Consider the following 24,413-nt stretch of genomic DNA (forward strand, 5'->3'; position numbering starts at 1 on the left):
GTAGTCATTTATTGATATAAAACGAGTGCCTTTTCTGCCTGTGCACTATTTTTATAACTCAAAACAGCTTGTTCAGAAAACTGTTTTTTATTTTCCATATTCAGTGCTTTATCAAAAATTCTAGCTGCTAAGTCATAATCACCTTGCGCGTTAGCCAGGCAAGCCAATGCAAGTAATAATGAGTTATTTGAATCATCCTTTTTAAGACGATCTTGAATGCTTACTTGCAGTTTAGCTGCATCAGCAGACGTCGCTTTACTTAATATATTAGCCAGTTGCGCATGCTGCTCATTGTGTTTAACCATTTTAATTAGGTCACCTTCAATAACAGCCAGTTGACCTGCTTGCGCCATTTGCATTAAATAGGCTGTGTGTGCATGAGCTTGCAGCTTTTTAGGTAGCTGTTTATATTTTTCACTTAGTTGATCAGCATCTAACGCGTTAAAGTAAGCACTAAATAGCTGTGTCCACTGTGCATCAGTAAGTGCTTTTTTACGAAGCAATCGCGGTAAAAACTCTTCTAGCGCACTAAAGTGTTGTTGCTGCACTAAAACTTCTGCGTAAAGCTTCAACTCAAGATTGGTGGCTTTTTTAGCTTCAGCACTTACGCGCATTTGTGACTCAATCGCACTACTGTCGCCACTTGCCAACCATAGCTTTGCTACTTTTAATTGATGCTCTGGGCTTATTTCAAATAAACGCTCAAGTGCTTTATCTGCTTGATTATTAGCAAGCGCTGCTTTTGCAAGCAATGCTAAGCGAATATCTTCAAACTTATCTGGTACGCTATTACCCGATAGAGCCTGTTCTACATGCTCATAATCATCGTTAATAGCACTCCACAACGCCTGTTCAATCGCTGCTTGTTTACGCTCTTGGCTACGTGCAAAAAAGCCATGTTTAGTATTATGATAAATCGATAATAAGTAGCGAATTAATTTATATGTAATAAATACGATCGCAGTAATAACAATCACTGTACCGCAAAAAGCAATCATAGTGCCCTCAACTGTATAGTTATTAAATGAGAAAAGGACATAACCTTTCTCATTTATAACGTAAGGAGCTACACCAATAACAAGTACTAACGCAATAACCAGTATTATTAGCCCTATCATTGCACCCACTCCTTAACCTGCTGTGTACTTTGAAGTGTTACTTTAGGGTTAAAGTTAAGTGATTCTTTTTCAAGATTAGCTATTGATTTTAAAACCCTTTGTGTAGCGTTATCGTCTTTCTTAAAATACTCATCAACTAAGCGTTTTGCTTCACTTAAAGTACTAAAGTAAATGCTAGCTTGTTTACTAAGTAACGCATCTTGTGCCTGAGTAATATAAAGCTTAATACGTTGATTAACGAGGTGACGCTCTTGTTCATCAAGAAATGGAGCAACTACTACTCCTTCTCGGTGGTGAAGTGTTAAAAAGCTGTCTAAAAAGCGACCCCAGCTGTTATTTAAATTCTGCTGCCAATCATTTATGTCTTCACTTAATACATTTTCATCTACTTCAGTAACTTCTTCAGGCAAATTAACTGCGTTAAAAACTAAGTCATCAACACTAGTTAACACACTGTTTAGCTGTAAATAAATAGCCTCTGTTGCAACAGGTTTAAGGCTATCAAGTGTTTGTATGTCTTGCATAATAGCTTGGCGAACTTCAACTGTTCCAGGGTGTTCGCTAAGTAATGCATCTAAGCGTTTTAAAACAGCACTAGTGCCTTGGTAATCTTTTTCAGCCCATAGTTTAAATTCAGCCATACGCTGTAAGCTGGTTACTTCTTGTGGGTTTAAAGACGAGCCTTGTTGCTGCGCTTTTTGCAAAGCTGCTTTTAGTTCTTGCTGATTTTGAGCTGCACTTTCACTTAGGGTTGCGGCCACTTTTTTCTCACTATTAAATAGCGCTTGCTGCAAATTAGATTGTGCTGACTTAAGTGCTTGCAGCTCTTGAGCGAGTAACTTATTTTGCTCGCTTAACTCATTAACGGCTAGGTTTTGCGCCTTACCCGCATTTAATTTTTGATAAAACTCGTATCCAACACCTGAGGCCACAATTAGCGAAATAAGAAGTGCAAGCACTGCGACTTTGCTAACCTTTTGTTTATTTTTATTTGCGGTGTTTTTAGCAGCTACAGGCTCTTGTTTCGCTGATTTAACCGAGGCCGTGTTAGCTGTTGTTGGAGTGGCTTTTTCTGCCGTAACTGACTTTGACTGTTCGCTCATGTTGCTACCTTGCTGATTAATACAGGTAAACATAGCGTCATCGCTAGCTCCTGCTGCAATATGTATATTAGCCAAACTTACTTGTTGTTGCTGTAAATATGCGGCAATGCGCTCGCTGGCAACATAAAATTGGCACTGTTGTAACCATTGTAGTTGTGGTGCAGCAAGGGGAGTAAAAATGGCATCGACTGCTGCATTACTTGTTATGACTATACCGTGTACATTATTGCTTTTCCAGTGGTCAGTCCAGTTACCACCTAATTCACTTATCGGTTCACGTTTGTACACTATGCAATTATTTAAAAAAGCACCGCGCTCTTTAAGCACTTTTGCTATATCTGGGCGACCGCCTTGTCCTTTAACCAAAACTATATTACTACCATCAACCTGAGCAAGTGATTTTAGAGCCAGTAAGCCCTCTGAATCATATTGCTTAGATTTAGGCAATGCAGCACGCACTCCAAATTGTTCATATATTGTGTCGGCTGTTTGTTGGCCTACAGCATAAAACTGCGCTTTTGTATTTATATCTGGTTTTAGTTGCGCAAGCGCACTGACTGCATCTTGCGATATAAATATTATTTTGTCCGCATTTAACAGCGGGCTCAGCTCGGTGCTAGAGGGTGTTAAATGCGTTATTTTTAATACCGGAAACAAAGACGCCTGATAACCCGCTTGCTCTAATTGCTGTGCAAGGGATGCGCCTTTTCCTTCGGGCCGAGTTATCAGAATATGTGTCATTTATGCGTCTCTATAAACTTCAGCTAATATTTTGTCTGCGCCTTGAGCTAGTAATTTTTTAGCAAGCTCAATGCCTAGTTTTTCTGCATCATTTACATGGCCAGTTACTTCGTCGCGTAAAATTTCGCTGCCATCTACAGCACCCACTAAACCACGCAAATGTACCTGCTCGCCATCAACTAATGCATAAGCACCAATAGGCACTTGGCAACCACCTTCTAAATGGCGATTCATCGCACGCTCTGCATTTACGCGAATACGTGTTTGAGTATGCTCAAGTGGTGCAAGTAATGCTTTTGTTACTTCATCATCAATACGGCACTCAATACCTACTGCGCCTTGACCATTTGCCGGTAATGACACTTCTGGATCAATGTAGTCGGCAATACGCGACTCCATTTCTAAACGAATAAGCCCTGCTGCAGCTAAAATAATAGCATCGTATTGTCCATCATCTAACTTACCTAAACGCGTATTTACATTACCGCGTAAATCACGAATATCTAAATCAGGACGAAGTGCTTTAATTTGGCACTGACGGCGCAAACTCGAAGTGCCCACAATAGCGCCCTGTGGTAGAGCGTTTAAATTAGCAAAATTGTTTGATACAAACGCATCTCGTGGATCCTCACGCTCACAAATAGTATGCAGTTCTAATCCTTCTGGGAACTCTACTGGTACGTCTTTCATAGAATGTACGGCAATATCAGCTCGGCCATCTAACATGGCTTGCTCAAGCTCTTTAACAAATAAACCCTTACCGCCAATTTTGGCCAAAGGCGTATCTAAAATTATATCCCCTTGCGTCGACATTGGGACTAATTCTACGCGTACATCTGCATGAAAACGCTCAAGTTCAGCTTTTACAAATTCGGCCTGCCAAAGTGCTAAAGCACTTTTACGAGTTGCGATGCGTACTAATTTTGTTTTTTCTATCATAAGGGTATCCAATTAATTACTGCGTTTAGCTGTATTTAGTCAGCTAAAATTCTAAATTCTTTTTGGGCAATTAAATTACCTTGCTCATCTACAACATCAACACGCCAGTGGCCTGTTTGTGTGTCCATAATATTTTTTGTTGAGTAGGTTCTGTAGCGAGGCGAAGTAACATTGAGTGTAATTTCAGCCATAGTTTCATCTTCAAACGTCCAAACATGTTTAACTTGCTGCCCTTGAAGGTTTTTAATCTCGCTAAAAAACGATAACCCTTCATCAAACTGACTTAACCTAATATCTGCCGCAAACACATTAGTAGGCTCACGCTTACTTACTTTACGAGTAAGTACCGCACGGCTAATTTTATCTGTGTCTATTTGCGCGCCTAATGCCACACTTGCCACTTGTGCTGTAGGCGAAAAACCTTCAGTACCACTCAATGCACCATCATCGCTTTTTTGATCTAAAAGTAAGTCACTCTGATCAGCATACTCAGCTATATTTTCAGCTTCTTCGGTTTCTTCCTGCACATCATTATCAAGGTTTGAGTTTAACTCTGTATTAATACTCTCACTTTGATCAATCACAATATCGTTGCTAGCTAATAAAACTGCATCAGTATTTACAAAATTCGCTTTATCAGGTGCATTATTTGATATGCTTTGCTCAACTTCATTCTGCGCAGCTAATAACGGTTCAATGCTCGTTTGCGTTATCTCTGCGGACTCGTTAAGAATGTTGTTTGCTGATGGTTCAGGTTCGGCACTCGTTACCTCAACGCTTGTCTGGTTTTGAGTATTATCGCCAAAGCTTAAAAATTGTTCCTGCTCATTTGGATGCTCACCTTGCTCTGCACTGGCTGAGGTTGTTAAGCCATATACAACTGCTGCAGAGGTCATTAATACCAACATAGCAATACTCACAATACGACGCCAATTCCACTCGTAGCTTACCGTTGGTACACTCTCTTGTAGTTCGCGTTTAACATTTGCTTTAATAACTATTTTTTGACTCATATTGACCTCAGCGGTTCCAAAATTAGCTTAAACGAGCAATTAACCATTGGCGAATAGCTTGCAATTCTTCTGCGCAAACTTGATGAGCCATTGGGTATTCTTGCCAGCTTACATCCATGTTATGTGCTGTTAATACTTCAAACGCACTTCTTCCCGCACTATGCGGTACTACGTTATCTTGACTACCATGCGCCATAAATACATTTAAATCGGTATGTTTTGCTTCATCAGCAAATTTTTGCGGCACACACATATAAGTAGAAAGCGCCATAACACCCCCAAGTTTTTGCTCAAAGCGCGGCGCTAAATGTAGCGACACCACACCACCTTGAGAAAAACCAGCTAAAATAATTTTATTAGCGGGTATGCCATTAGCAATTTCTTTGTTGATTAGCTCTTCTACTTTAGCAGCCGAATCTCTTACGCCTTGTTCATCGGCACGCTTATCTAATTCTATAGATTTAATATCGTACCAAGAGCGCATTTCCATGCCACCATTTATGGTGACCGGTTGCACTGGTGCATGTGGAAAAACAAACCGTATACCCAGTTCACTTGGTAAATTAAGCTGCGGAGCCACTGGCGCAAAACCATCCCCAGAATCGCCTAAGCCATGTAACCAAATAACCGTTGCTTTATGCTCGCTTTGAGCTGGGTACTCTACAAACTCTAAACTCATAGTGTTGATTGCCACTTAACTTCTTGACCTGCTTGGCGAGTTGATGCTTCATTTATAAACGCCCAAAATTCTGCACCCGAACGGTTATCAATCCATAACCCATCACGCATTTCAAAATGATGACCGTTAAACTTAGTCGCAACCCATACTTGATGAAGAGGCGCTTGTTTATTGATTACTATTTTACTTTTATCAGGAAAAATAATTTCTAAAATACCTTGTGCCGATTCGTAATCTAAATCTGCTTCGCAATCATCAACTTGCTCTTCAATAGTGAACATAAGAGCTTCGGCTAATTGGTGATATTCGTGTTCAGTCATTGTTATTTCCTTTGCAGGCGAGCCGCCTAATATTGGGTACGTTTTAGCTTTAAAAGTGTACGGTTAGTGTAACAGGAATAAAATCATCCGCGAATAGCTGCATTTTTTAGATATTCTGTTACTCTGCGATTATAAAGCCAGCAACCATATTAATCTAATGAAAGCGACACATACCTTACAATTAAAAAAACTATTAATAAGCACTGTACTGTTAAGCGCCTTAGCTGGCTGTGGGCAGAGCGGTCCGCTATATTTACCAGAACAACAAACAGAGCAAAACCAACCTCAAAATACAGCTAAACCAGCCACTACCGCTGAGCAAGCAAAAACATCGCAAAGTCAGGAGCAATAAATGGATTATTTTAACTACAAAAACAACCAATTATTTGCCGAAGACGTAAGTGTGGCAAGCATAGCGCAACAATACGGTACACCGTGTTATGTATACTCGCGTGCTACCTTTGAGCGCCATTACTTAGCGTTTGCTAACGCCACTAAAAATCATAAAAGTTTGGTGTGTTACGCCGTTAAAGCAAACTCAAATATAGCCGTACTTAATATATTAGCGCGCTTAGGATCGGGTTTCGATATTGTATCCAAAGGCGAACTTGCACGTGTAATTAAAGCAGGAGGCGATGCCTCTAAAGTGGTTTTTTCGGGCGTGGCTAAAACGTCTGACGAAATAGCGTATGCATTAAAGCTAGGTATTAAATGCTTTAACGTTGAATCAGCCTCTGAGCTTGAGCGAATTTCAGAAGTTGCTTGTGAGCTTAATCTAGAAGCGCCTATTTCTATTCGCGTAAACCCCGACATAGATGCAAAAACACATCCGTATATTTCTACCGGCTTAAAAGAGAATAAATTTGGTATTGATATACAAACGGCTGTAAGTGTTTATCAACAAGCGGCGGCTTTACCTGGCTTAAAAATAATTGGCGTTGATTGCCATATTGGCTCTCAATTAACTGAAATTAGACCATTTTTAGAAGCCCTTGATAAACTCATGGCGCTTATTGATGAGCTAAAAACTAACGGCATTGAGCTAACTCACTTAGATATTGGTGGCGGTTTAGGCGTGCCATATAACAACGAGCAACCACCACACCCAAGTGAGTATGCAGCGCAAGTTACCGAGCGCTTAGCTAACTATAAACACCTTGAACTGATTTTTGAACCAGGGCGCGCTATTGCAGCTAACGCAGGTATTTTAGTTACTCAAGTTGAATTTATTAAACAAAACCAAGACAAGTTTTTTGCCATTGTAGATGCCGGTATGAACGACATGCTTCGCCCTGCACTTTATCAAGCGTGGCAAAAAATTATTCCAGTATCCGTTCGCGACGACGAAACACCTACTCACAACTTTGATATTGTGGGCCCGGTGTGCGAAACCGGCGACTTTTTAGGAAAAGATCGTGAGCTTGCGCTTAAACAAGGCGATTTACTCGCGCAACGAAGTGCTGGCGCATATGGCTTTACCATGAGTTCAAACTACAACTCGCGCCCGCGTGTTGCAGAAATAATGGTAGATGGTGAGCATCATCACCTTATTCGCGAACGCGAAACTATAGAAAGCCTTTATCAAGGTGAGAAAATTTTACCATAAACGTTTTTGTTACGACGCTGCTCTGTGGCATGATTAGCACAGAGCAAAACCGAATTAGAGCGCTATGTTAGTTAATTTTTCCAAAATGCACGGCTTAGGCAACGACTTTGTTGTAATTGATAACATTACACAAAATGTTTTTTTGTCGCGAGATCAAATCAAAAAACTGGCAGATCGCCATTTTGGCATTGGCTTTGACCAATTGCTGATGGTTGAAGCGCCATATTCTCCTGATCTCGACTTTCATTATCGAATTTTTAATGCCGATGGTACCGAAGTAGAACAATGCGGTAACGGCGCACGCTGTTTTGCCCGCTTTGTACGCATGAAAGGCCTTACTAACAAGCACAAAATTACTGTGTCGACCAAGTCGGGCAACTTAACGCTCTACATAGAAAAAGACGGTCAAGTAACGGTTAACATGGGTCATCCTAACTTTGAACCAAGTAAAATCCCTTTAAAAGCGAGCAAGCGCGAGCTTACTTATATTATTAGAACCGAAGAACACACTGTATTTAGTGGCGCGGTATCTATGGGTAACCCGCATTGCGTACTAGAAGTCGACGACGTAACCACCGCGCAAGTTGATATATTGGGGCCATTACTTGAAAACCATGAACGCTTTCCGCAAAAAGCGAATATTGGCTTTATGCAGGTTGTATCGCAAGAACACATTAAATTAAGAGTATGGGAGCGCGGCGTTAACGAAACGCTAGCCTGTGGCACAGGTGCGTGTGCAGCAATGGTTATTGGTCATATGCAAAATAAGTTATCAACAACCGTTCAAGTAGATTTACCAGGCGGTAGCTTGCAAGTACGTTGGAGTGGCGAAGGTCACCCGGTACGTATGACAGGCCCCGCAGAGCACGTATTCGACGGGCAAGTAGCGCTATGAGCGAGCTAAGTAAAGAACAAGTTATTGATTACTTGCAGCAACATACCGATTTTTTAGTTCAGCATCCTGAGCTACTCGCACAACTTGAGCTGCACCAACAAGCTCAAGGTGCAACGTCGCTGGTACATATTCAGCAACGCCAATTACGCGAGCACAACACGCTTTTAAAAAGCCAAATAGACGCGATGAGCAAACATGCAACGAAAAACGAGCTTGTATATCGTTTGTTTAGCCAGTGCCATCGCCAGCTTTGGAATCATGACGACTTTGATACGCTAGCAAATAACCTGCGTAATATAATTTGCTCAAGTGAAGATGTTAACGACTGCAAATTAGTAAAATACAATCCCGAATACGACGAACTTATTGCACATCGCCTTACCCATTCTGGGCATTATTTAGGGCGTATTAATCAGCAAGAACGCGAACAATTATTTAGTGAAGATACGCAATCTGCTGCTATTTATTTAATTGGCGACACTACACATCCTATCGCTATTTTGGGCTTTGGTAGTAATAACGTAAACCACTTTGAGCCCGCTCAAGATAACCTTTTTGTACTCGACTTTATAAACGCATTACACCTGCGGTTACAAAAACTTGCATGAGTGACGACGCACCTAATATTACTCAATTAAGCGATAACTGGCGCACACCCATAACGCTATTTAGCGATTATTTAAAGTTTGAAAAACAATATTCAGCACACACCGTAAATCAATATGTAAGCCAACTTGGTTTTGCAGCCCTCTATTTTAGTAAATTATGTGACGACTGGTTTGGCGTGCAAGGCGAGCATATTCGCCGATACAGCATGGCACTGCGCTCAAAACAATTAAGTGGGCGTACTATTAGCTTAAAGCTCAGCTGCATTCGCAGTTTGTATAAGTTTTTAAAAGCAAAAAACATTGCCGAGCAATCGCATTATCATAACCCTGCTGTGGGCATAAAAGGCCCTAAGTTTGCAAAACCGTTACCTAAAAATCTCGATGTAGATCAAATGGCCCGATTACTCGAAATACCTGACGACGAGCCTCTCGCAATTAGAGATAAAGCAATGATGGAGTTGATGTATTCATCAGGGCTGCGCATTAGTGAGTTAGTTGGCGCTAACATGCAAGATATTAGTGCCGCTAATGGCGAAATTTTAGTGCGTGGTAAAGGCAATAAAGAGCGATTAATTCCGGTGGGCAAAAAAGCGTTAGACGCATTAAAAAAATGGCTCACAATACGCCCTCAGTTTGCAAAGCCCGATGAAATAGCAGTATTTTTAAGTAGCCAAAAAAATCGTATTTCGATTCGCCAAGTGCGCCTACGCATGCAAGAGTGGGGAATAAAACAAGGCATTAGCTCGCAGGTTCACCCGCATAAGCTGCGCCACTCGTTTGCGTCACATATTTTAGAATCATCTGGTGATTTACGCGCCGTGCAAGAATTACTAGGGCACAGCAGTTTGTCGGCTACACAAGTGTATACACATTTAGATTTTCAGCATTTAGCCAAGGTGTACGACAACACTCACCCTCGCGCAAAAAAACGAACTGATTAGGAAAAAATATGATCCGATTTAATCGTGCTATTAAGCCATTTTCTGTCATGAGCTTTGATTTAGACGACACGCTATACAGCAACCACCCTATTATAAAAGCAGCCGTTAAAGCCCAACAAAATTATTTAAACGCGCTACCGGGCTATCAAGAGCAAGGTCCAAAGTACTGGCAACTATGCCGCGAACTGGCCGTAATACAAAACCCAGATCTTGCAGATGATGTAACTAAGTGGCGCAAACACACCCTACGTTTAGCGCTTTCTAAACTTGGGTTTACCGCAGATGAAGTAGAGCGCCATGCAAATGCCGCCTATAACGCCTTTGCCGATGCGCGCAGCAACATAGTCGTAAGCGATGACGTGCTTAACCTTCTCGATAACCTCGCAAAGCACTTTACGCTTGTTGCAATTACTAACGGTAACGTTGAAATTGAACGCTTTAATTTACACAATAAATTTGAACTCGTACTGCAAGCAGGTATGCACGGCAAAGCAAAACCTCACACCACTTTATTTGATAAAGCAGCCGCACATTTAAACGTGGCTAAAAGCGATATTTTACATATTGGCGATAGCCTAGATACCGACGTACAAGGCGCAAATAATGCCGGCTGCCAATCGGTATGGTTAAACGATCAAGGTGCTAACTATGCCTATAAAGGACTGGCTGATATTGAAATTGCTAACATTCACGCCTTAACGCACTTTATTAAATAATACCAATTGCATTAAATAAGTGTTCTATTATAGCGCTAAGAAAATAGCACAATAACAAGGCGAAAATTGTGACATATAGTTGTTCTATATAAATAATTTTTAACGCAGTTAGTGAGTTATTTAATGCGATAAAATGATCATGTTTTAATAAAATTGGTATAAACTCGTTTAAAAGTAAGAGGTCACTATGAGCCACTATGCCAAGCTAATCACCTTGCTATTAATTGGCTCACTTAGCTTAAACGCTTATTTATTATGGCCGCAGCCTGCGTTAACTACACCACAAAAAACGCAAAGTGCCCAGCAAAGCATATCGCCTAAACAACAAAATACGTTACTAAATACGGCAAAGCAGCAATTTGAACAACACCAATTTGAAGCCGCACTTAGTAGCTATCAACAGTTAAAAAACAGCAATCCAGAAAGTGCTATAAACCTTTATTCTTCGTGGCTGATACAGCTTAAAGCATGGTTAAATAGCGATTTATTACTCAGCGAATCATTTATCAATGCGCTATTAAATAACAGCCCTTACAACGTAGAAATACTTAACTTGCAGGTTGAATATTTAGTTAATAGCGAACAAACACAAAACGCCATTATTGCTTTATTTGAGCTGAATTCATTACTACCTGCTCATCAACAAAATAACGTAAATACACGCCTAAATTCACTCACCCAAAACGAATTACACACATTAACTGAGCAACAAAATTGGCACGCTATTATTGAGCAAACACAAATTTGGCTTGATTATAAAAGCGATAATGCACAGTTTTTATATTCGCTTGCGTATGCTTACTACCAGCAAAGTGATTTAATTAGCGCACAAGCAACGCTTGATAGAATGCCAAGCCAGCACAGCTTAAAAAGCCAAGTACAAACGCTGCAAACGATGATCAATAAAGCGCAATCGCAAGACGACTTCGTTGCTTTAACGCCTCGCGGCGCACACTACTTAATAAACACTGAAATAAATAATAATCTATCGACCGAACTAATGATTGATACAGGCGCAAGCATCACCTCACTACCTAGCAATATTATTAACCAAATTTCTCCGCAGCCTTTGTATTTAGGTGATGTAACAGTTAATACAGCTAACGGTCAAATTGTTGTAAAACGTTATCAAATTGAATCGTTTAAAGTGGGCTCGCAAATTATTTATGGTTTTGAAGTGCTAAGCATTGAAAACACAGGTGGACAAGGTTTGCTAGGAATGAACTTTTTATCGCGATTTAAATTCAATATAAATCAGCAAACAGATGAGCTAGAGTTGAGCGCTAAATAAAATTTATTAATTGGATTAACTACAAATATAAGAACAAAACATGACATTAAATGACTACTTAGCAACACTCGCCGCAAATCCAAAAAGCATTCAATTTACCGATACTATTGCTGTTATTGAGGCAAATTATACATTTACTGCCTGCGGCTTTAATAACCACGGATTACTTAGCTCTGCAAGTGAGAACAACGGTTCGTGTAAAATTTTTGCGTTTGCTAAATTAAACGATTTAAGCAAACAAAATACGCTAGATTGCTTTGGTAAGTTTTACCGAGACGACGTGCTGCAAAACCCAAAAGGCGATGATCACATGAATATTCGCACCTTTATGTTAGCGCCAGAGGCAACGCCATTCTTAGGTATTACCTTTGAAGGCGAGCCACTAAAAGCAAAATAGTCAGCAAAAATTAAAGCTGCTTTTCCATAAAATAGCGCGTACCAGAGCGCGGATAATTATTAAGTTGATACTTAACACTATAACCGCGCTTTTCATAAAAGGGTTTTGCTTGAAAATCTAGCGTATCAAGCTGAGCAGTTGTTGCGCCTAGTTCAATAGCTGATTGTTCAAGTGCCGTTAGCAACTTATCTGCAAGACCTTGACCTCGCGCTACATCGCTACACCAAAGCCAACTAATCATCAGCCAATTTCCAAATACACACCCACTAATACCGGCAACAAGCTCGCCTTGCTCATCTGTAAATTTATAGCCTAATGGCACTCTTTGCGCATCAAAATGCTGGGCATTAAATTCAACCATTTTTGTGCGAAGCGCTGAGTTTAACGCGTCGGTATTATCTGCTTTTAATTGATACATGTTCCGCCCTTAAAGGAGCAGATACTAGCAAACTAGTTCTATCAATACAGGTTGTTTTTACCGTAAGGTACTTCGAGCATATTACTGCCGGTTTTTTCGGGCTGTCCGCACATTTCGTCGTAAGCGCTTGTTTGGCGCAGTACCATTCCCGCATAGGCTATTTTATCAAAACGCTTTTGAACATGCAGTGGGCTTAGTGCTCTTAAAAATTCACCGCTGTCTTCTGTTACATAATATTCAACGTTATTGATCATTACCGATACTTGATAAAGCGCCATATCTAACGAGTGTACAATGACTTTTTGTAGCGGCTCATGCTTTTTTAACTGTGAAAATTTAATACCCATAATTTTTGCCTTAATTAAATTTAACAGTATCGATACGCAGCTTTGCTATAATCGCGATCAAATTTTTATTAGTCGCTGGCATCACACGTTATGAGCACAAAAATCCGACTCGCTAAATATATTGCCCATGCGGGTATTTGTTCTCGTAAACAGGCATCGCGTTTAATTGATGAAGGTGTTGTGACTGTAAATAATCGCCCAGCAAATCATATTGATCACGTTGACGAGCAAGACACAATAATAGTGAACGAAAAAGAAATTAAAGGTGCTGCCGATTTAGTTTATTTTGCGTACCACAAACCAGTAGGCATTGACTGCAAATTAAATATTGATGACCCAACTAGCCTTATTCACCACTTGCCTACACTCACCCGTGTTTACCCTATTGGCCGCCTTGATAAAGACTCTCGTGGTTTACTTATTTTGACCAACGATGGGGATTTTTGTAACCAACTAATACATCCTAACTTCCACCAGCCTAAACATTATTTAGTCACCGTAAATAAGCCTTTAGACGATGCTTTTTGTAACAAAATGGCAGCAGGCGTACCCGTCGATAAACACATAACCCTACCTTGTGAAGTAAATAAAATAGCCAGTAATCAGTTTAATATTATTTTAAAACAAGGGTTAAACAGGCAAATTCGTAAAATGGCGCATTACTGCGGCTACAAAGTTATTGATTTATATCGGGCACAATTTAGCGATCTCACCCTTTCAAAGCTAAACCTACCTGAAAACCAATATATACAAATTAATAAAGCCGATATTTCAAAAATCTAATACCAAGTCACTTAACTACATCTCAAAAAGTTAAAAAATAAGCTTGCAATTATAGATTACAAGCGTAGTCTCAACTTAAAGATTACATCTGTAGGCAATAAAATGATTGAGTTATCAAAAGCAGAATTTGACGTGCTAGACGCACTTTGGATTAACTACCCTGCCACCGCGAGCCAAATAATTGAGCGCTTAAGCGACGATAAGCAATGGCACGAAAAAACAATTAAAACCCTACTAGGTCGATTAGTAAAAAAAGGTGCATTGTCCTTTAAAAAAGAAGGTCGCCAATATATTTATATGCCGTGTATTGAGCGCGCCGACTACACCTTAAAAGAAAGCCAAAACTTTATTGAGCGCTTTTTTAGTGGTCGTATAGCACCGCTGGTAAGCGGTTTTGCTAAATCGGAGCAGCTTTCTCAGCAAGATATAAACGAGCTTAAAAAAGTTATAGATGACTGGGAAAAAAACCAAAAGTAAGGGATTAACATGGTTATTCAAACTGGGTTTAATTGGTTGATTGAGCAGCAACTACTATTAAGTATTTTGTTTTGTGGATTTATTTTACTCGAGCGATTTGCTTTAAAAGCCCTTGGCTCGCGATTTGTATATAAATTAGCATGGCTATTACCTGCGGCATTGGTTATCGCTAATTTACCAAACGCGATTAAACCACTGCAAAACAGTAATATTAGCTATTACCTAATTACCCCTAACCAGCCTTTTACACATGAAATGGGTATTAGCTGGGCGCTCATGTATGTACTCATTACCGCAGGGTTATTAATAGCCAGTTTTATTACACATACCCGTTTTGTTAAAAGCCTGCAGTTAACTGAGTTAATCCAATTTGAAGGTACTCTTACCGCTGATGTTAAAACCTATACCAGCCAACATGTAGCCACGCCAATGGTGGTCGGTATTTTAAACAGCAAGCTGGTGTTACCGAGTAACTACAATACCCAGTTTGATAAAGCCACATTAGCGCTTATTTTAGAGCACGAAAACGTACACATAAAACGCAAAGACAACCTAACAAACGCACTTATATTACTGCCTACTATTTTACTGTGGTTCAACCCACTAGCTTGGGTTTGTTACGCAAGCATGCGCCGATTACAAGAGCTGACTTGTGATGAACGGGTACTCAGCAATAAAACTACACAACAACACATTTTATACAGCAAAGCCTTAATAAACTGCGCGGCAAATGCGCCCACAGGACTTATGGCTTATTCACACTACGGAGATAAAAAAACCATGTTACAACGACTTACTAATATAAAACACAGCACAGAGCGTTCAAAGTTTGCTAAAGGTGGCTTATTGCTTGTAGCCGCAAGTATGCTAAGCGGATTAGCGATTGCAAAGCAACCAGAGGCAATGACTAAAGAGGATCACATTTCACCGACAATGCGTATTGAACCCCTTTATCCAATACAAGCAGCTCAACAAGGCATCAGCGGCTCAGTGGTATTAAAGTACGATATAACTCCCAATGGTGAAACCGCTAATGTTTCTGTTGTTAGTGCAAAGCCTGAAGCCATATTTGACCGTGAAGCTAAAAAGGCGCTAAGACAGTGGCAATACAAACCCTCATCAATGGGTTATCAAAACGTACTGGTACAGCTCGATTTTGCAATAAACAATGAAGTTTCTAATACCGATTTAATAGAGCGAATTAAAGTATCGCACTAACTTTATTAGATTTTTCAAGACTACAAAGCAAGCGCCCTTTTAGGCTGCTTGCTTTGTGGTTTTAAAGTATAAACCTACAAACTCACCACAATCATGGCAATAGCTGTACCCAAACCAATAAACCATACTAGTGAGCGTATTATATCTAGGTTCATGTAATAAAAAACACAGTACAAAATACGCGACACAATATGCGTAACCGCTAGCATTTCTGTTATTGCGCCTACAGAGTTAGTGCCTAGTACAACTGCAGTAGCTACTGCGAATACAGCGAGCGATTCAAAGCAATTTTGATGTGCTGCTAGCGCACGGGCACCAAAGCCCGTTAGCTTTGCTTGTTGCGCCCTTGGGTGTTTATTATCGTATCGACCTAATTTTGCCATTGATATAGCGACAGGCACTTTTGCAAAGTAAGGCATAAGTACAGCAAGTAATGCACATACAACTAATGTTGTCATAGTTTATCCTTTTGATGTTTTTGACAACTTAGCATAAGCACACAAAAAAAGCCGCCAGATACGTTTTATGACAAACGCTGGCGGCTAAACAATAACATCACACTTACTATAGCTAAGTTTACTCATAAAACAGTGCGGCATAATGTCGCAGATGATGAATATTCAACATCACAGTTATTACATCGCATTAATAACTAAAGATTGTTAACTTAAAGACCTTATTTTTAATCGACAAATACCATGACTTGGATCTTTTTCACTTTTTTAGCCGCCTTTATGCAAGCCTGGCGCAATGCCCTGCAAAGTAAATTAAGTAGCAATGTGAGTGTTGCTGGCGTAACTCTTTCTCGCTTTATTATTGCAGGCCCCATTGCGGCGGTGTATTTATATGGTTTGTATCAATATCAAGATACAACCATGCCTACGTTTAATAATGCCTTTTGGGGATTTATTATTGGCGCAAGCGTTATGCAAATACTCGCCACCGGCTTAATGGTTAAGTTGTTTAAAATGAATAACTACGCTGTAGGGGCTGGTCTTGCTAAAAGCGAGGCGTTAGTGGCTGCCATTTTAGGTGTATTATTTTTTGGCTCAGCACTCTCTTTACTTGGTTGGCTTGGTGTATTTTTTGGCGCTATTGCCGTATTGCTACTCAGCGGCATAACCAGTGTAAAAACCTTTAATGTTAAAACGGCTTTGTTGGGGCTTGCATGTGGTACTTGCTTTGCGCTTACATCACTGTGGGTACGTGAAGCGAGTTTAAATTCAGGGTTACTATTTCCACACTCTGCCGCTTGGGTTTTACTGTTTGTAATTAGCTTACAAACGCTAATATTACTGGGCTATTTATTATTGAAAGAGCCAAAAACGCTCAGTGCATTGTGGAAATACAAAGGCACTACAGCCGCAATTAGTGTTTTTAGTTGTTTGGGCTCAATAGGCTGGTTTAGTGCAATGAGCTTACAACATGTTGCTTACGTTAAGACGCTTGGGCAGGTTGAAGTATTTTTTACCATGCTAATTGCCGTACTTTGGTTAAAACAGCCACTTAAAAAACAAGATACTGCAGGCTTAATACTCATCGCCATTGCCGCTATTTTGGTCATGTTGCCAAGTTAAGAGCATAAAAAAGCGCAGGCTTTTATACCTGCGCTATTCATAATTAAGCGTTTATTCGAATTACCAACTAAGAGCTTATTTTAAGTGTTATCACACCGCTAATAATCATTAATACTCCCGCAATACGACCAAATGTAGCTGCATCGTTATAAAACAATATACCGACTAAAAACGTACCCGCAGCGCCAATACCTGTCCACACGGCGTATGAGGTGCCCATTGATATTTGCTTTTGGGCAAGCCACAGCATAAAGCCACTAGCGATTAAAAAAGCCACCGCCATTGTGATACCCTGCCAGCGAGTATCTGGGTTTTGCGAAATTTTTAAACCTATCGGCCAGCCAATTTCAAGTAGCCCGGCGATAATTAAGTACACCCATGCCATTAAACATCTCTCTTTTTCAAAATTACGTCGTATAAATCTTCGCGGCGATCTTTTAAGTTGCGCACTGTACCTTCGCTATGAAGGATTTTAAGCTTATCCATATCAAGGTCACTAAATAACAGCATTTCTGTATTAGGTGTGGCTTCGTTAAGTGTTGCATCGTGCGGGAACGAAAAGTCCGATGGCGTTAACACAGCCGATTGTGAGTACTGCACATCAAGGCTTTCTACTTGTGGTAAGTTACCTACCGAGCCTGCAATAACCACATAACATTCGTTTTCTATTGCACGTGCTTGTGCACAGTGGCGTACACGTAAATAACTATTTTTAGTATCGGTCCAAAATGGCACAAACAAAATATCGAGCCCTTGTTTGGCTAATATGCGTGAAAGCTCAGGAAACTCTACGTCGTAACAAATTTGAATACCTACACGCCCAGCATCGGTTTCAAATACAGCAATTTTGTCGCCGCCTTGAATAACCCAATCGTTTTGCTCATGCGGAGTAATGTGTATTTTACGTTGCTCGTCTATTTTACCGCTGCGGTGACATAAATAACTCACGTTATAAATTTTATCATCTTCGGCAAGCGGCATAGAGCCGGTAATTATATTGGCGTTGTATTCTATTGCCATACGCGACATCGCGTTTTTAAACGTTTCGGTGTATTCGGCTAAATAACGAATCGCTTCCGTTTGGTTGCTTTGATTTCCTAAGCCCATTAATGGCGCGTTAAAAAACTCAGGGAATAGTATAAAGTCACTTTTGTAGTCAGATACGGTATCTACAAAGTATTCAACCTGCTTTAGCATTTCTTCAACCGATTCAACACAACGCATTTGCCATTGCACAGCACCTACACGCACGATTGATTTAGTTGACTCAAGTACCGTGTCGGTTGGCTCGTACATTATGTTATTCCACTCAAGTAAAGTGGCGTAACCAACTGACTCTTGATCCTCTGGTAAGTACTTTTTAAGTAAACGCTTTACCTGAAAATCGTTAGATAGTTGAAAGCTTAAAATAGGATCGTACAGCTCTCTTTGATCTACTTTTGCAATGTATTCCATTGGCGTCATTTCACTACTGTGATTGTAATAACGTGGAATACGACCACCCGCTAAAATAGCGCGTAGGTTATATTGGCGGCACAGTTCTTTACGGGCATCATAAAGGCGACGACCTAAACGCATGCCTCTGTGAGTTTCGCTAATGGCAACATCTAAGCCATACAAAGCATCGCCGTCGGTATCACTAAATACACGGTCGTGACCATCAGCGATGTCTTCGTAGGTATGCGGATTTGAAAAACGTGTGTAATCAACTTGAACGCTTAACGCTAAGCCCACCAGCACGCCGTCATCTACAATACCTATTTGCCCTTCAGGAAATTGGTCTATTAATCTAAAAATGGTATGACTTGGCCACGCACCACCTAAGTCGGGATACGCTTGATCCATCAAGGTTTTAATTTGCGGATATTGCTCTCTGGTTAAGTTACAAATTTCAAGATGGGTTTTTTCTGCCGACATACACAACTCCTTTAGGCATAAGAAAATAAAAGCCGAATGTACGCTCGATTAAATCAAGAATACACTCAGCTTTGTATCATGTTTTTTACTTTAGATGTACTACTTTAAGCTGCGATAAAAGAGTGTGGTTACTTTCTCTTTTGGTAACCAGCCAGCGTATTCAAGACCAAGCTCAGCCAGTGGATCGGCTTTAAGCACTTGCTCTAGGCTGGCATTATTTTGCATGGCTTTTAGCATCACGTCTTTCGCGTTTTGAACAAGTTTACCATACGCTATGAGTCCTGAACGGTTACTTACCTTACCGTGCCCTGGTATTACTTGAGTGTTGTCGTCAATTTGTTTAATTACATCGTCTACTGCCGCTAAAATACCATCAACGCTGCCACCGCTATCTACATCAACAAACGGTAAGCTGCCAAAATTAAAATAAATGTCGCCCATGTGCACTATGTTGTCGTTACTAAAAAAGACAACCGAGTCGCCATCGGTATGTGCATGTTCGTAATGTACTACATGCGCGTGTTCGTTGTTAAAATGCAGCTTTAAATCGTGACCAAAACTTATGCGCGGTAAAAAGTCTGACCCTTCCCCATGCTGCTCCTCTAAACGTTTATGTACGTTGTCGTGCGCTATAACGTGCGCACCCGCTTTAGCAAAGTTTTCGTTGCCGCCAGTGTGATCGCCATGATGATGCGTGTTAATAACAAACTCTGCACTACCTGGTTTTAAATCGCTAATGGTTTTTTTAATATCGTCTGATAACTTGGCAAACTGATCATCAATAATATAAATGCCATCATCGCCAACGCTTGCCGCAATATTCCCGCCTTGCCCAAATAATACGTATACATGCTCACTTAGTTTTTGTGCTGTTACCGGGCCATCATCTGCTTGCGCTGTAGTGCTTAGTAATAAACCTGTTATTAATGCGGGTATTATTTTTTTCATTTTAGTTCTCTGTTATTTTATTAGTGATTATATAGAACGTGTTTAGCTATACTTTAGTTCATCGCGTAGGTTCTATTACTATTTGATGTATTAATTCTTGCGGTAATAAAGGCGTATGTTTGCCCTCTATATAATCACTAAAACCCGCTCTATAAAATTCAGATAACGGATGCCCCGATTGCCCACCAGGAATAGCTAAAATCGCATGTTCTAAATGACCAGGTTGAGCAATAAAACGCTGAGATGCGCCAAAACTACGTCCTTGTACGGCGGGCATGTAACTATCGCCAAAACCTTGTGCTGTAGGCATATTTAAAAACTTAGCAAGTAAGGGGATTTGCTTTGCAAACGGGTGCTCTATTACTAGCTCGTTTACCTTGCCCCACTGCCAACCTTGTACGTTATTACCAAATTGCTCAGTAAGCTTAGTAATAGTTTGGCTAAATGCACCGTGTAATTGTGCATCCCAGCTTTTAAATTGCGGGTTTATCCACGTATCGGGTTTGTTATTAATAAGCTGCCATACTGCGGGCTCTAAATCTCGTTTTACGTATTTAAGCGTGCCTTGTTGTTTATTTAGTTGGTTTTCAATATGACTAAATAAAATATTAATCACTTCATCGCGGTAACGCTTAACTAAGGTATACCCTACGGAGGTTGAACACGCACATTGCTGCCAGTTCTCAAGCGCTGCTATATATTGCTTATTTTTAGTTTTATCGACTTTTAATTGCTTTAATAGCAAAGCATGCCAAGGCATTAAAAAGCGAGCTTGGTTATCAAGCTGTAATGCGTAAAAGTCACTCTCTGCAAATGTTTGTTTTTCGAATAACCTATCGCGTATTTGGCTTGAGCGCGCGCCCAGTGCATAACCACCATTGCCAAAGCGGGCGTTATCTTCAGCCGATACAACACGTGAGTTCCCTGTCCATAAGCGGCCGTTTTGTGGGTTTTTAATAAACGGGCGTAAAACCTCGTTTTGCTGCCAAAGGGCTGAATATTCGCTTGTATCTACACTTAACTCACTTGGTGTTTTACGAGCAGGTATGCCGCCCATGTTTTTCCACGCGGCGCTACCTTGCCTATCTACCACCATTAGGTTTTGCACAGGTATTCCTACATCGCTTGCTACGGCAAGTGCATCATCTACTGTTTTGGCTTGCTCTAACTTTAAGAGTTGCATATTAACGGCGTAAGGCTGATGTGCAGCCCAGCTCAATGCATAAGGTTTTTCGTTAATGTATTTTACAGGGCCATATTCGCTGAGTATTAATGAATAGTTTTCGACTCCCCCGTCGGGTAATGCAATAGGTTCATCAACTTGCCATGTTTTACTATCATCGTTTAATGCAATCCAATCGGCTGTATCTAAATAACCGTTAGTAAATCCCCATGCAACATTGTTGTTAGTGCCAACAACAATGGCAGGTGCTCCGGGCAGCGATACACCGGTCACCTGAGTCTGCTCACCACTGTGCATGTAATTTAATTGTGCCCTGTACCAAATTACAGGTACTGCCATCGATAAATGCATATCATCCGACACCATACCAGCACCTGTTTTAGTCAGCGTTCCCGTAACTGCCCAGTTATTACTGCCGCGCTCTTGGTTTGCTTCAATATTTTTAACTGTGTGCTGGATTTGAGTTGGCAACGCAGGTATTGCGCCGTTATAAGGCGTTAATTTACTACCATCAAGTGCGGCTTGGTATTTGCTCGGTTGCGTTAAAAAATCAACCATTTGCTTACCGTACGCTTGCTCAAGTTGTATCAGTGCTTGGTCGCGCTCAAAGGTCGCGCTTTGTAAATCAAGGTACATACTAAATATCACAAGTAAGCTGTCTTCGCTTTGCCATGGCTTTTGTGTTGCACCGGTTAGTAAATATTCAAAGCTTGAATACCCTACTTGCGCTAAACCTTCGTTTACACCTTGAGCGTAACTTTTAAGTAATTGCTTATCGGTCTCAGGCAGCGTTTGTAAAATAATTTGGCTGCGTTTACGTAATTGATGAAAACGCATCTTTTTATCGAGCCCCAACGCGGCTTCGCCAAATAATTCACTTAACTCGCCTGCGGCATTACGTCTTAGTAAATCCATTTGAAAAAATCGGTCTTGCCCATGCGCATAACCTAAACCGTAGGCGGCGTCGTTTCGGCTATTGGCGTTTATCACTGCTTGCCCGAGTGCATCGCGCGAAATTTTTACAGGCTCTACTACCGCGTTACTGCGTCCGTTTCCATCAAGAGTGGGCAAACTTAAAGTAAGTACACCATAAACAACGGCGGTACTTGCTAGCCCTAAAATCACAATTAATAACAACAAGCGTTTGATTACTTTAAACATCAACCTTTCCTTTGCACGTTTTTGACCAAGCGTTAAGGGCATATAATAACCACAGTTTTATTAAATAATAATGTTCTTGCTCGCAAAGGGTGAAATAAACATCAAAATCCACGATAATGTCGGCTCCACACATCGTGCAGAACTAGTTGAGATCAATATGACTGAAAAAACATTTATCAAAGGTAAAGACCGCGACCTAGAATCGTCAATCTCTACCATGCAAAACAAGCTTAAAGCCCTAAACATTAATGTTGAAGAAGCGCTTTGGCTTAACCCTGTAGCTAACTGTTATTCGGTTCATATAAAAGACAGCGACTGCGGTGTTATGTTTACCAATGGTAAAGGCGCAACCGACAAAGCATCTATTGCCTCAGCACTCGGTGAATACTTTGAACGCTTAAGCTGTAACTACTTTTTTGCCGACTTTTACCTAGGTGAAGAATTTGCCAATGGCGAGTTTACTCATTACCCAACCGAAAAATGGTTTAAAGTTGAAGGCGATGAAGTACCACAAGGCATTATGGACGAGAGTTTATGGGATTACTTTGACCCAGAGCGCGAACTTAACGCATCACATCTTTTTGATTTTAACTCAGGTAACGATGACCGTGGTATTTGTACCCTGCCATACACGCGCCAACGCGATAACCAAGACGTATACATTCCGGTAAACGTTATTGGTAATATTTTTGTATCTAACGGTATGAGCGCAGGTAACACTAAATTTGAAGCGCGCGTACAAGGTTTATCAGAAGTATTTGAACGCGCTATTAAAAACCGCATAATTGCCGAAGGTATTTGTTTACCAATCGTGCCTGAAGACGTTGTTAAGCAATACCCTCAAATTCACGAAGCCTGTGAAGAACTTCGCAGCCATGGTTTTCATCTACGTATTGCCGATGCATCACTTGGTGGCAAATACCCAGTAATGAGCGTAACGCTTATTAACCCAACTGATGGCTCTGTATTTGCCTCTTTTGGTGCTCATCCTTCATTTGAAGTAGCGCTTGAGCGTACCGTTACCGAGTTACTACAAGGTCGTCGCCTTGATCAGCTTGATGTATTTCAACCAGCAACCTTTGATAACAACGAAGTAGCAACACCAGAGAACATTGAACTGCACTTTATTGATTCAAGCGGTTTAATTTCGCATGATTTTTTCCGTGCAAAACCTGACTTTGAATTTGTACATTGGGACTTTAGCGGCACAACAGAGCAAGAATATAACTTCTGTACAGACCTAATCCACAGCATGGATCACGATATCTACATCATGGATTACACGCACCTAAACGTATACGCGTGTCGTATTTTAGTACCTGGCATGTCAGACATTTACCCTGTTGATGAGCTTATTTGGCGCAACAACAACGAAGGCGCTAAATTTCGCGAAGCATTCCTATCGCTTGATCAGTACGATGCAGAGCAATGGATGGAAATTTACGACAGCCTAGAAGAAGCAGGTCATAGCGATATTATCCGCGCCGCAGAATTTATTGGTTTAGCAACTGATGCCGACACACCATGGCACACTCTGCGTATAGGTGAGCTTAAAGCGCATCTATGTTTAGCCGCAGGCAGCGAAGAAGCCATTGATTGGGTTGACTGGATACTTCATACAGGCCAAGTAAACGAAGATGCAATGCGCCACTTCCGCTGTTTAAAAGCTATTTTAGAAATTAAATACGATGACGAGCGCGAATACGCTGATTACCAAGATGCCTTAGGCTTAATGTTTGGTGCTGATAACGTAGCACTGGCTATTGAAATTGCCGAAGGTAAAAAGCAGTTTAACGGTTTAACTTTCCCAGGTTTATCGCTTGAAGGCTTTAAAAAGCATGCGGCGCTACTAGATGGCTACCGCAAGCTACACGTAGCAAAGCAAAATCATTGGGCGCGAGAAGTTAGCGATAGCTAAACTACTAATTATAAAAAATAAATGGCGCATTTTTAACGCGCCATTTTCATTTTTGCAATAAATTAGCTATAGTTAATTTGCCTTAATTAACGCCACGAT

Annotated in this window: 26 protein-coding genes; 13 read left to right on the forward strand and 13 right to left on the reverse strand. The window is 40.7% G+C overall.

Features of this window, described 5'->3' with window-relative positions; translation table 11 throughout:
• Positions 1-8: 8 nt before the first annotated feature.
• From I6F49_RS14580 to cyaY, 6 genes are read right to left on the reverse strand one after another with little or no spacing between them, the layout of a single operon-like run.
• The gene (locus I6F49_RS14580; protein WP_197181134.1) at positions 9-1,118 is read right to left on the reverse strand and encodes a heme biosynthesis HemY N-terminal domain-containing protein; all 1,110 of its coding nucleotides are present in this window, start codon (positions 1,116-1,118) and stop codon (positions 9-11) included.
• Positions 1,115-2,962 carry a uroporphyrinogen-III synthase gene (locus I6F49_RS14585; RefSeq protein ID WP_197181135.1) on the reverse strand — a complete coding sequence of 616 codons (1,848 nt, stop codon included), beginning with the start codon at positions 2,960-2,962 and terminating at the stop codon, positions 1,115-1,117. Before I6F49_RS14585 ends, I6F49_RS14580 begins: the two co-directional genes overlap by 4 nt.
• Positions 2,963-3,901, reverse strand: a complete 939-nt coding sequence (gene hemC / locus I6F49_RS14590) for a hydroxymethylbilane synthase (RefSeq protein ID WP_197181136.1) — start codon at positions 3,899-3,901, stop codon at positions 2,963-2,965.
• A 35-nt stretch (positions 3,902-3,936) separates the two neighbouring features.
• On the reverse strand, positions 3,937-4,914 hold the full coding sequence (locus I6F49_RS14595; protein WP_197181137.1) for a DUF2914 domain-containing protein: 978 nt from the start codon (positions 4,912-4,914) through the stop codon (positions 3,937-3,939).
• Positions 4,915-4,936: 22 nt separating this feature from the next.
• Complete coding sequence (locus tag I6F49_RS14600; RefSeq protein ID WP_197181159.1) at positions 4,937-5,593, reverse strand: alpha/beta hydrolase; 657 nt, start codon at positions 5,591-5,593, stop codon at positions 4,937-4,939.
• Entirely contained in the window at positions 5,590-5,913 is a 324-nt protein-coding gene (gene cyaY / locus I6F49_RS14605) for an iron donor protein CyaY (RefSeq protein WP_007377335.1), read from the reverse strand. The genes I6F49_RS14600 and cyaY overlap by 4 nt, the downstream gene beginning before the upstream one ends.
• Before the next feature lie 157 nt (positions 5,914-6,070).
• Here cyaY and lptM point away from each other — a divergent pair, with 157 nt between their 5' ends.
• From lptM to I6F49_RS14645, 8 genes are all read left to right on the forward strand, one after another.
• Positions 6,071-6,265, forward strand: a complete 195-nt coding sequence (lptM, locus tag I6F49_RS14610; protein WP_024589651.1) for an LPS translocon maturation chaperone LptM — start codon at positions 6,071-6,073, stop codon at positions 6,263-6,265.
• Positions 6,266-7,519 (forward strand): diaminopimelate decarboxylase, encoded by a 1,254-nt coding sequence (gene lysA / locus I6F49_RS14615; RefSeq protein WP_197181138.1) that lies wholly within the window; start codon positions 6,266-6,268, stop codon positions 7,517-7,519.
• 64 nt (positions 7,520-7,583) lie between these two features.
• Entirely contained in the window at positions 7,584-8,414 is an 831-nt protein-coding gene (gene dapF / locus I6F49_RS14620) for a diaminopimelate epimerase (RefSeq protein ID WP_024589649.1), read from the forward strand.
• On the forward strand, positions 8,411-9,022 hold the full coding sequence (locus I6F49_RS14625; protein ID WP_197181139.1) for a DUF484 family protein: 612 nt from the start codon (positions 8,411-8,413) through the stop codon (positions 9,020-9,022). The genes dapF and I6F49_RS14625 overlap by 4 nt, the downstream gene beginning before the upstream one ends.
• Entirely contained in the window at positions 9,019-9,963 is a 945-nt protein-coding gene (locus I6F49_RS14630) for a tyrosine recombinase XerC (protein ID WP_197181140.1), read from the forward strand. The genes I6F49_RS14625 and I6F49_RS14630 overlap by 4 nt, the downstream gene beginning before the upstream one ends.
• Positions 9,964-9,971: 8 nt before the next feature.
• Positions 9,972-10,679: an HAD-IA family hydrolase gene (locus tag I6F49_RS14635; protein ID WP_197181141.1), complete on the forward strand. Its 708-nt coding sequence runs from the start codon at positions 9,972-9,974 to the stop codon at positions 10,677-10,679.
• A gap of 187 nt (positions 10,680-10,866) precedes the next feature.
• Positions 10,867-11,970 (forward strand): retropepsin-like aspartic protease family protein, encoded by a 1,104-nt coding sequence (locus I6F49_RS14640; RefSeq protein ID WP_197181142.1) that lies wholly within the window; start codon positions 10,867-10,869, stop codon positions 11,968-11,970.
• A gap of 40 nt (positions 11,971-12,010) precedes the next feature.
• Positions 12,011-12,367 (forward strand): HopJ type III effector protein, encoded by a 357-nt coding sequence (locus I6F49_RS14645; RefSeq protein ID WP_197181143.1) that lies wholly within the window; start codon positions 12,011-12,013, stop codon positions 12,365-12,367.
• A gap of 10 nt (positions 12,368-12,377) precedes the next feature.
• Here the strand turns inward: I6F49_RS14645 and I6F49_RS14650 are convergent, their stop codons facing one another.
• Together I6F49_RS14650 and I6F49_RS14655 are read right to left on the reverse strand one after the other, a co-directional pair.
• Complete coding sequence (locus tag I6F49_RS14650) at positions 12,378-12,785, reverse strand: GNAT family N-acetyltransferase (RefSeq protein ID WP_197181144.1); 408 nt, start codon at positions 12,783-12,785, stop codon at positions 12,378-12,380.
• Between the two features lie 41 nt (positions 12,786-12,826).
• Positions 12,827-13,132, reverse strand: coding sequence for a DUF6482 family protein (locus I6F49_RS14655; RefSeq protein ID WP_024609954.1), 306 nt, complete (start codon positions 13,130-13,132; stop codon positions 12,827-12,829).
• A 90-nt stretch (positions 13,133-13,222) separates the two neighbouring features.
• Here I6F49_RS14655 and I6F49_RS14660 point away from each other — a divergent pair, with 90 nt between their 5' ends.
• From I6F49_RS14660 to I6F49_RS14670, 3 genes are all read left to right on the forward strand, one after another.
• Positions 13,223-13,915 (forward strand): pseudouridine synthase, encoded by a 693-nt coding sequence (locus I6F49_RS14660; protein ID WP_197181145.1) that lies wholly within the window; start codon positions 13,223-13,225, stop codon positions 13,913-13,915.
• A gap of 102 nt (positions 13,916-14,017) precedes the next feature.
• A complete protein-coding gene (locus I6F49_RS14665) occupies positions 14,018-14,392 on the forward strand; it encodes a BlaI/MecI/CopY family transcriptional regulator (protein ID WP_197181146.1) in 375 nt (124 codons plus the stop codon).
• Positions 14,393-14,401: 9 nt separating this feature from the next.
• Positions 14,402-15,610 carry a M56 family metallopeptidase gene (locus I6F49_RS14670; RefSeq protein ID WP_197181147.1) on the forward strand — a complete coding sequence of 403 codons (1,209 nt, stop codon included), beginning with the start codon at positions 14,402-14,404 and terminating at the stop codon, positions 15,608-15,610.
• 74 nt (positions 15,611-15,684) lie between these two features.
• On the opposite strand, the gene I6F49_RS14675 is transcribed toward I6F49_RS14670, so the two are convergent.
• Positions 15,685-16,068 (reverse strand): MAPEG family protein, encoded by a 384-nt coding sequence (locus I6F49_RS14675; protein WP_197181148.1) that lies wholly within the window; start codon positions 16,066-16,068, stop codon positions 15,685-15,687.
• A 240-nt stretch (positions 16,069-16,308) separates the two neighbouring features.
• Here I6F49_RS14675 and I6F49_RS14680 point away from each other — a divergent pair, with 240 nt between their 5' ends.
• The gene (locus I6F49_RS14680) at positions 16,309-17,187 is read left to right on the forward strand and encodes a DMT family transporter (RefSeq protein WP_197181149.1); all 879 of its coding nucleotides are present in this window, start codon (positions 16,309-16,311) and stop codon (positions 17,185-17,187) included.
• 67 nt (positions 17,188-17,254) lie between these two features.
• Here I6F49_RS14680 and I6F49_RS14685 read toward each other — a convergent pair whose 3' ends face one another.
• The 4 genes from I6F49_RS14685 to I6F49_RS14700 form a co-directional block, all read right to left on the reverse strand.
• On the reverse strand, positions 17,255-17,572 hold the full coding sequence (locus tag I6F49_RS14685) for a DMT family transporter (protein WP_197181150.1): 318 nt from the start codon (positions 17,570-17,572) through the stop codon (positions 17,255-17,257).
• Positions 17,572-19,104, reverse strand: a complete 1,533-nt coding sequence (locus I6F49_RS14690; RefSeq protein WP_166419551.1) for a bifunctional GNAT family N-acetyltransferase/carbon-nitrogen hydrolase family protein — start codon at positions 19,102-19,104, stop codon at positions 17,572-17,574. Before I6F49_RS14690 ends, I6F49_RS14685 begins: the two co-directional genes overlap by 1 nt.
• A gap of 99 nt (positions 19,105-19,203) precedes the next feature.
• Positions 19,204-20,052, reverse strand: a complete 849-nt coding sequence (locus I6F49_RS14695) for an MBL fold metallo-hydrolase (protein ID WP_197181151.1) — start codon at positions 20,050-20,052, stop codon at positions 19,204-19,206.
• A 58-nt stretch (positions 20,053-20,110) separates the two neighbouring features.
• Positions 20,111-22,396 (reverse strand): penicillin acylase family protein, encoded by a 2,286-nt coding sequence (locus tag I6F49_RS14700; protein WP_197181152.1) that lies wholly within the window; start codon positions 22,394-22,396, stop codon positions 20,111-20,113.
• A 157-nt stretch (positions 22,397-22,553) separates the two neighbouring features.
• Here I6F49_RS14700 and ycaO point away from each other — a divergent pair, with 157 nt between their 5' ends.
• Positions 22,554-24,314, forward strand: a complete 1,761-nt coding sequence (gene ycaO, locus I6F49_RS14705; protein ID WP_197181153.1) for a 30S ribosomal protein S12 methylthiotransferase accessory factor YcaO — start codon at positions 22,554-22,556, stop codon at positions 24,312-24,314.
• The last annotated feature ends 99 nt before the right edge of the window (positions 24,315-24,413 follow it).

Origin of the sequence: Pseudoalteromonas sp. SWN166 (assembly GCF_015864485.1) — a bacterium.
Taxonomy (GTDB): Bacteria; Pseudomonadota; Gammaproteobacteria; order Enterobacterales; family Alteromonadaceae; genus Pseudoalteromonas.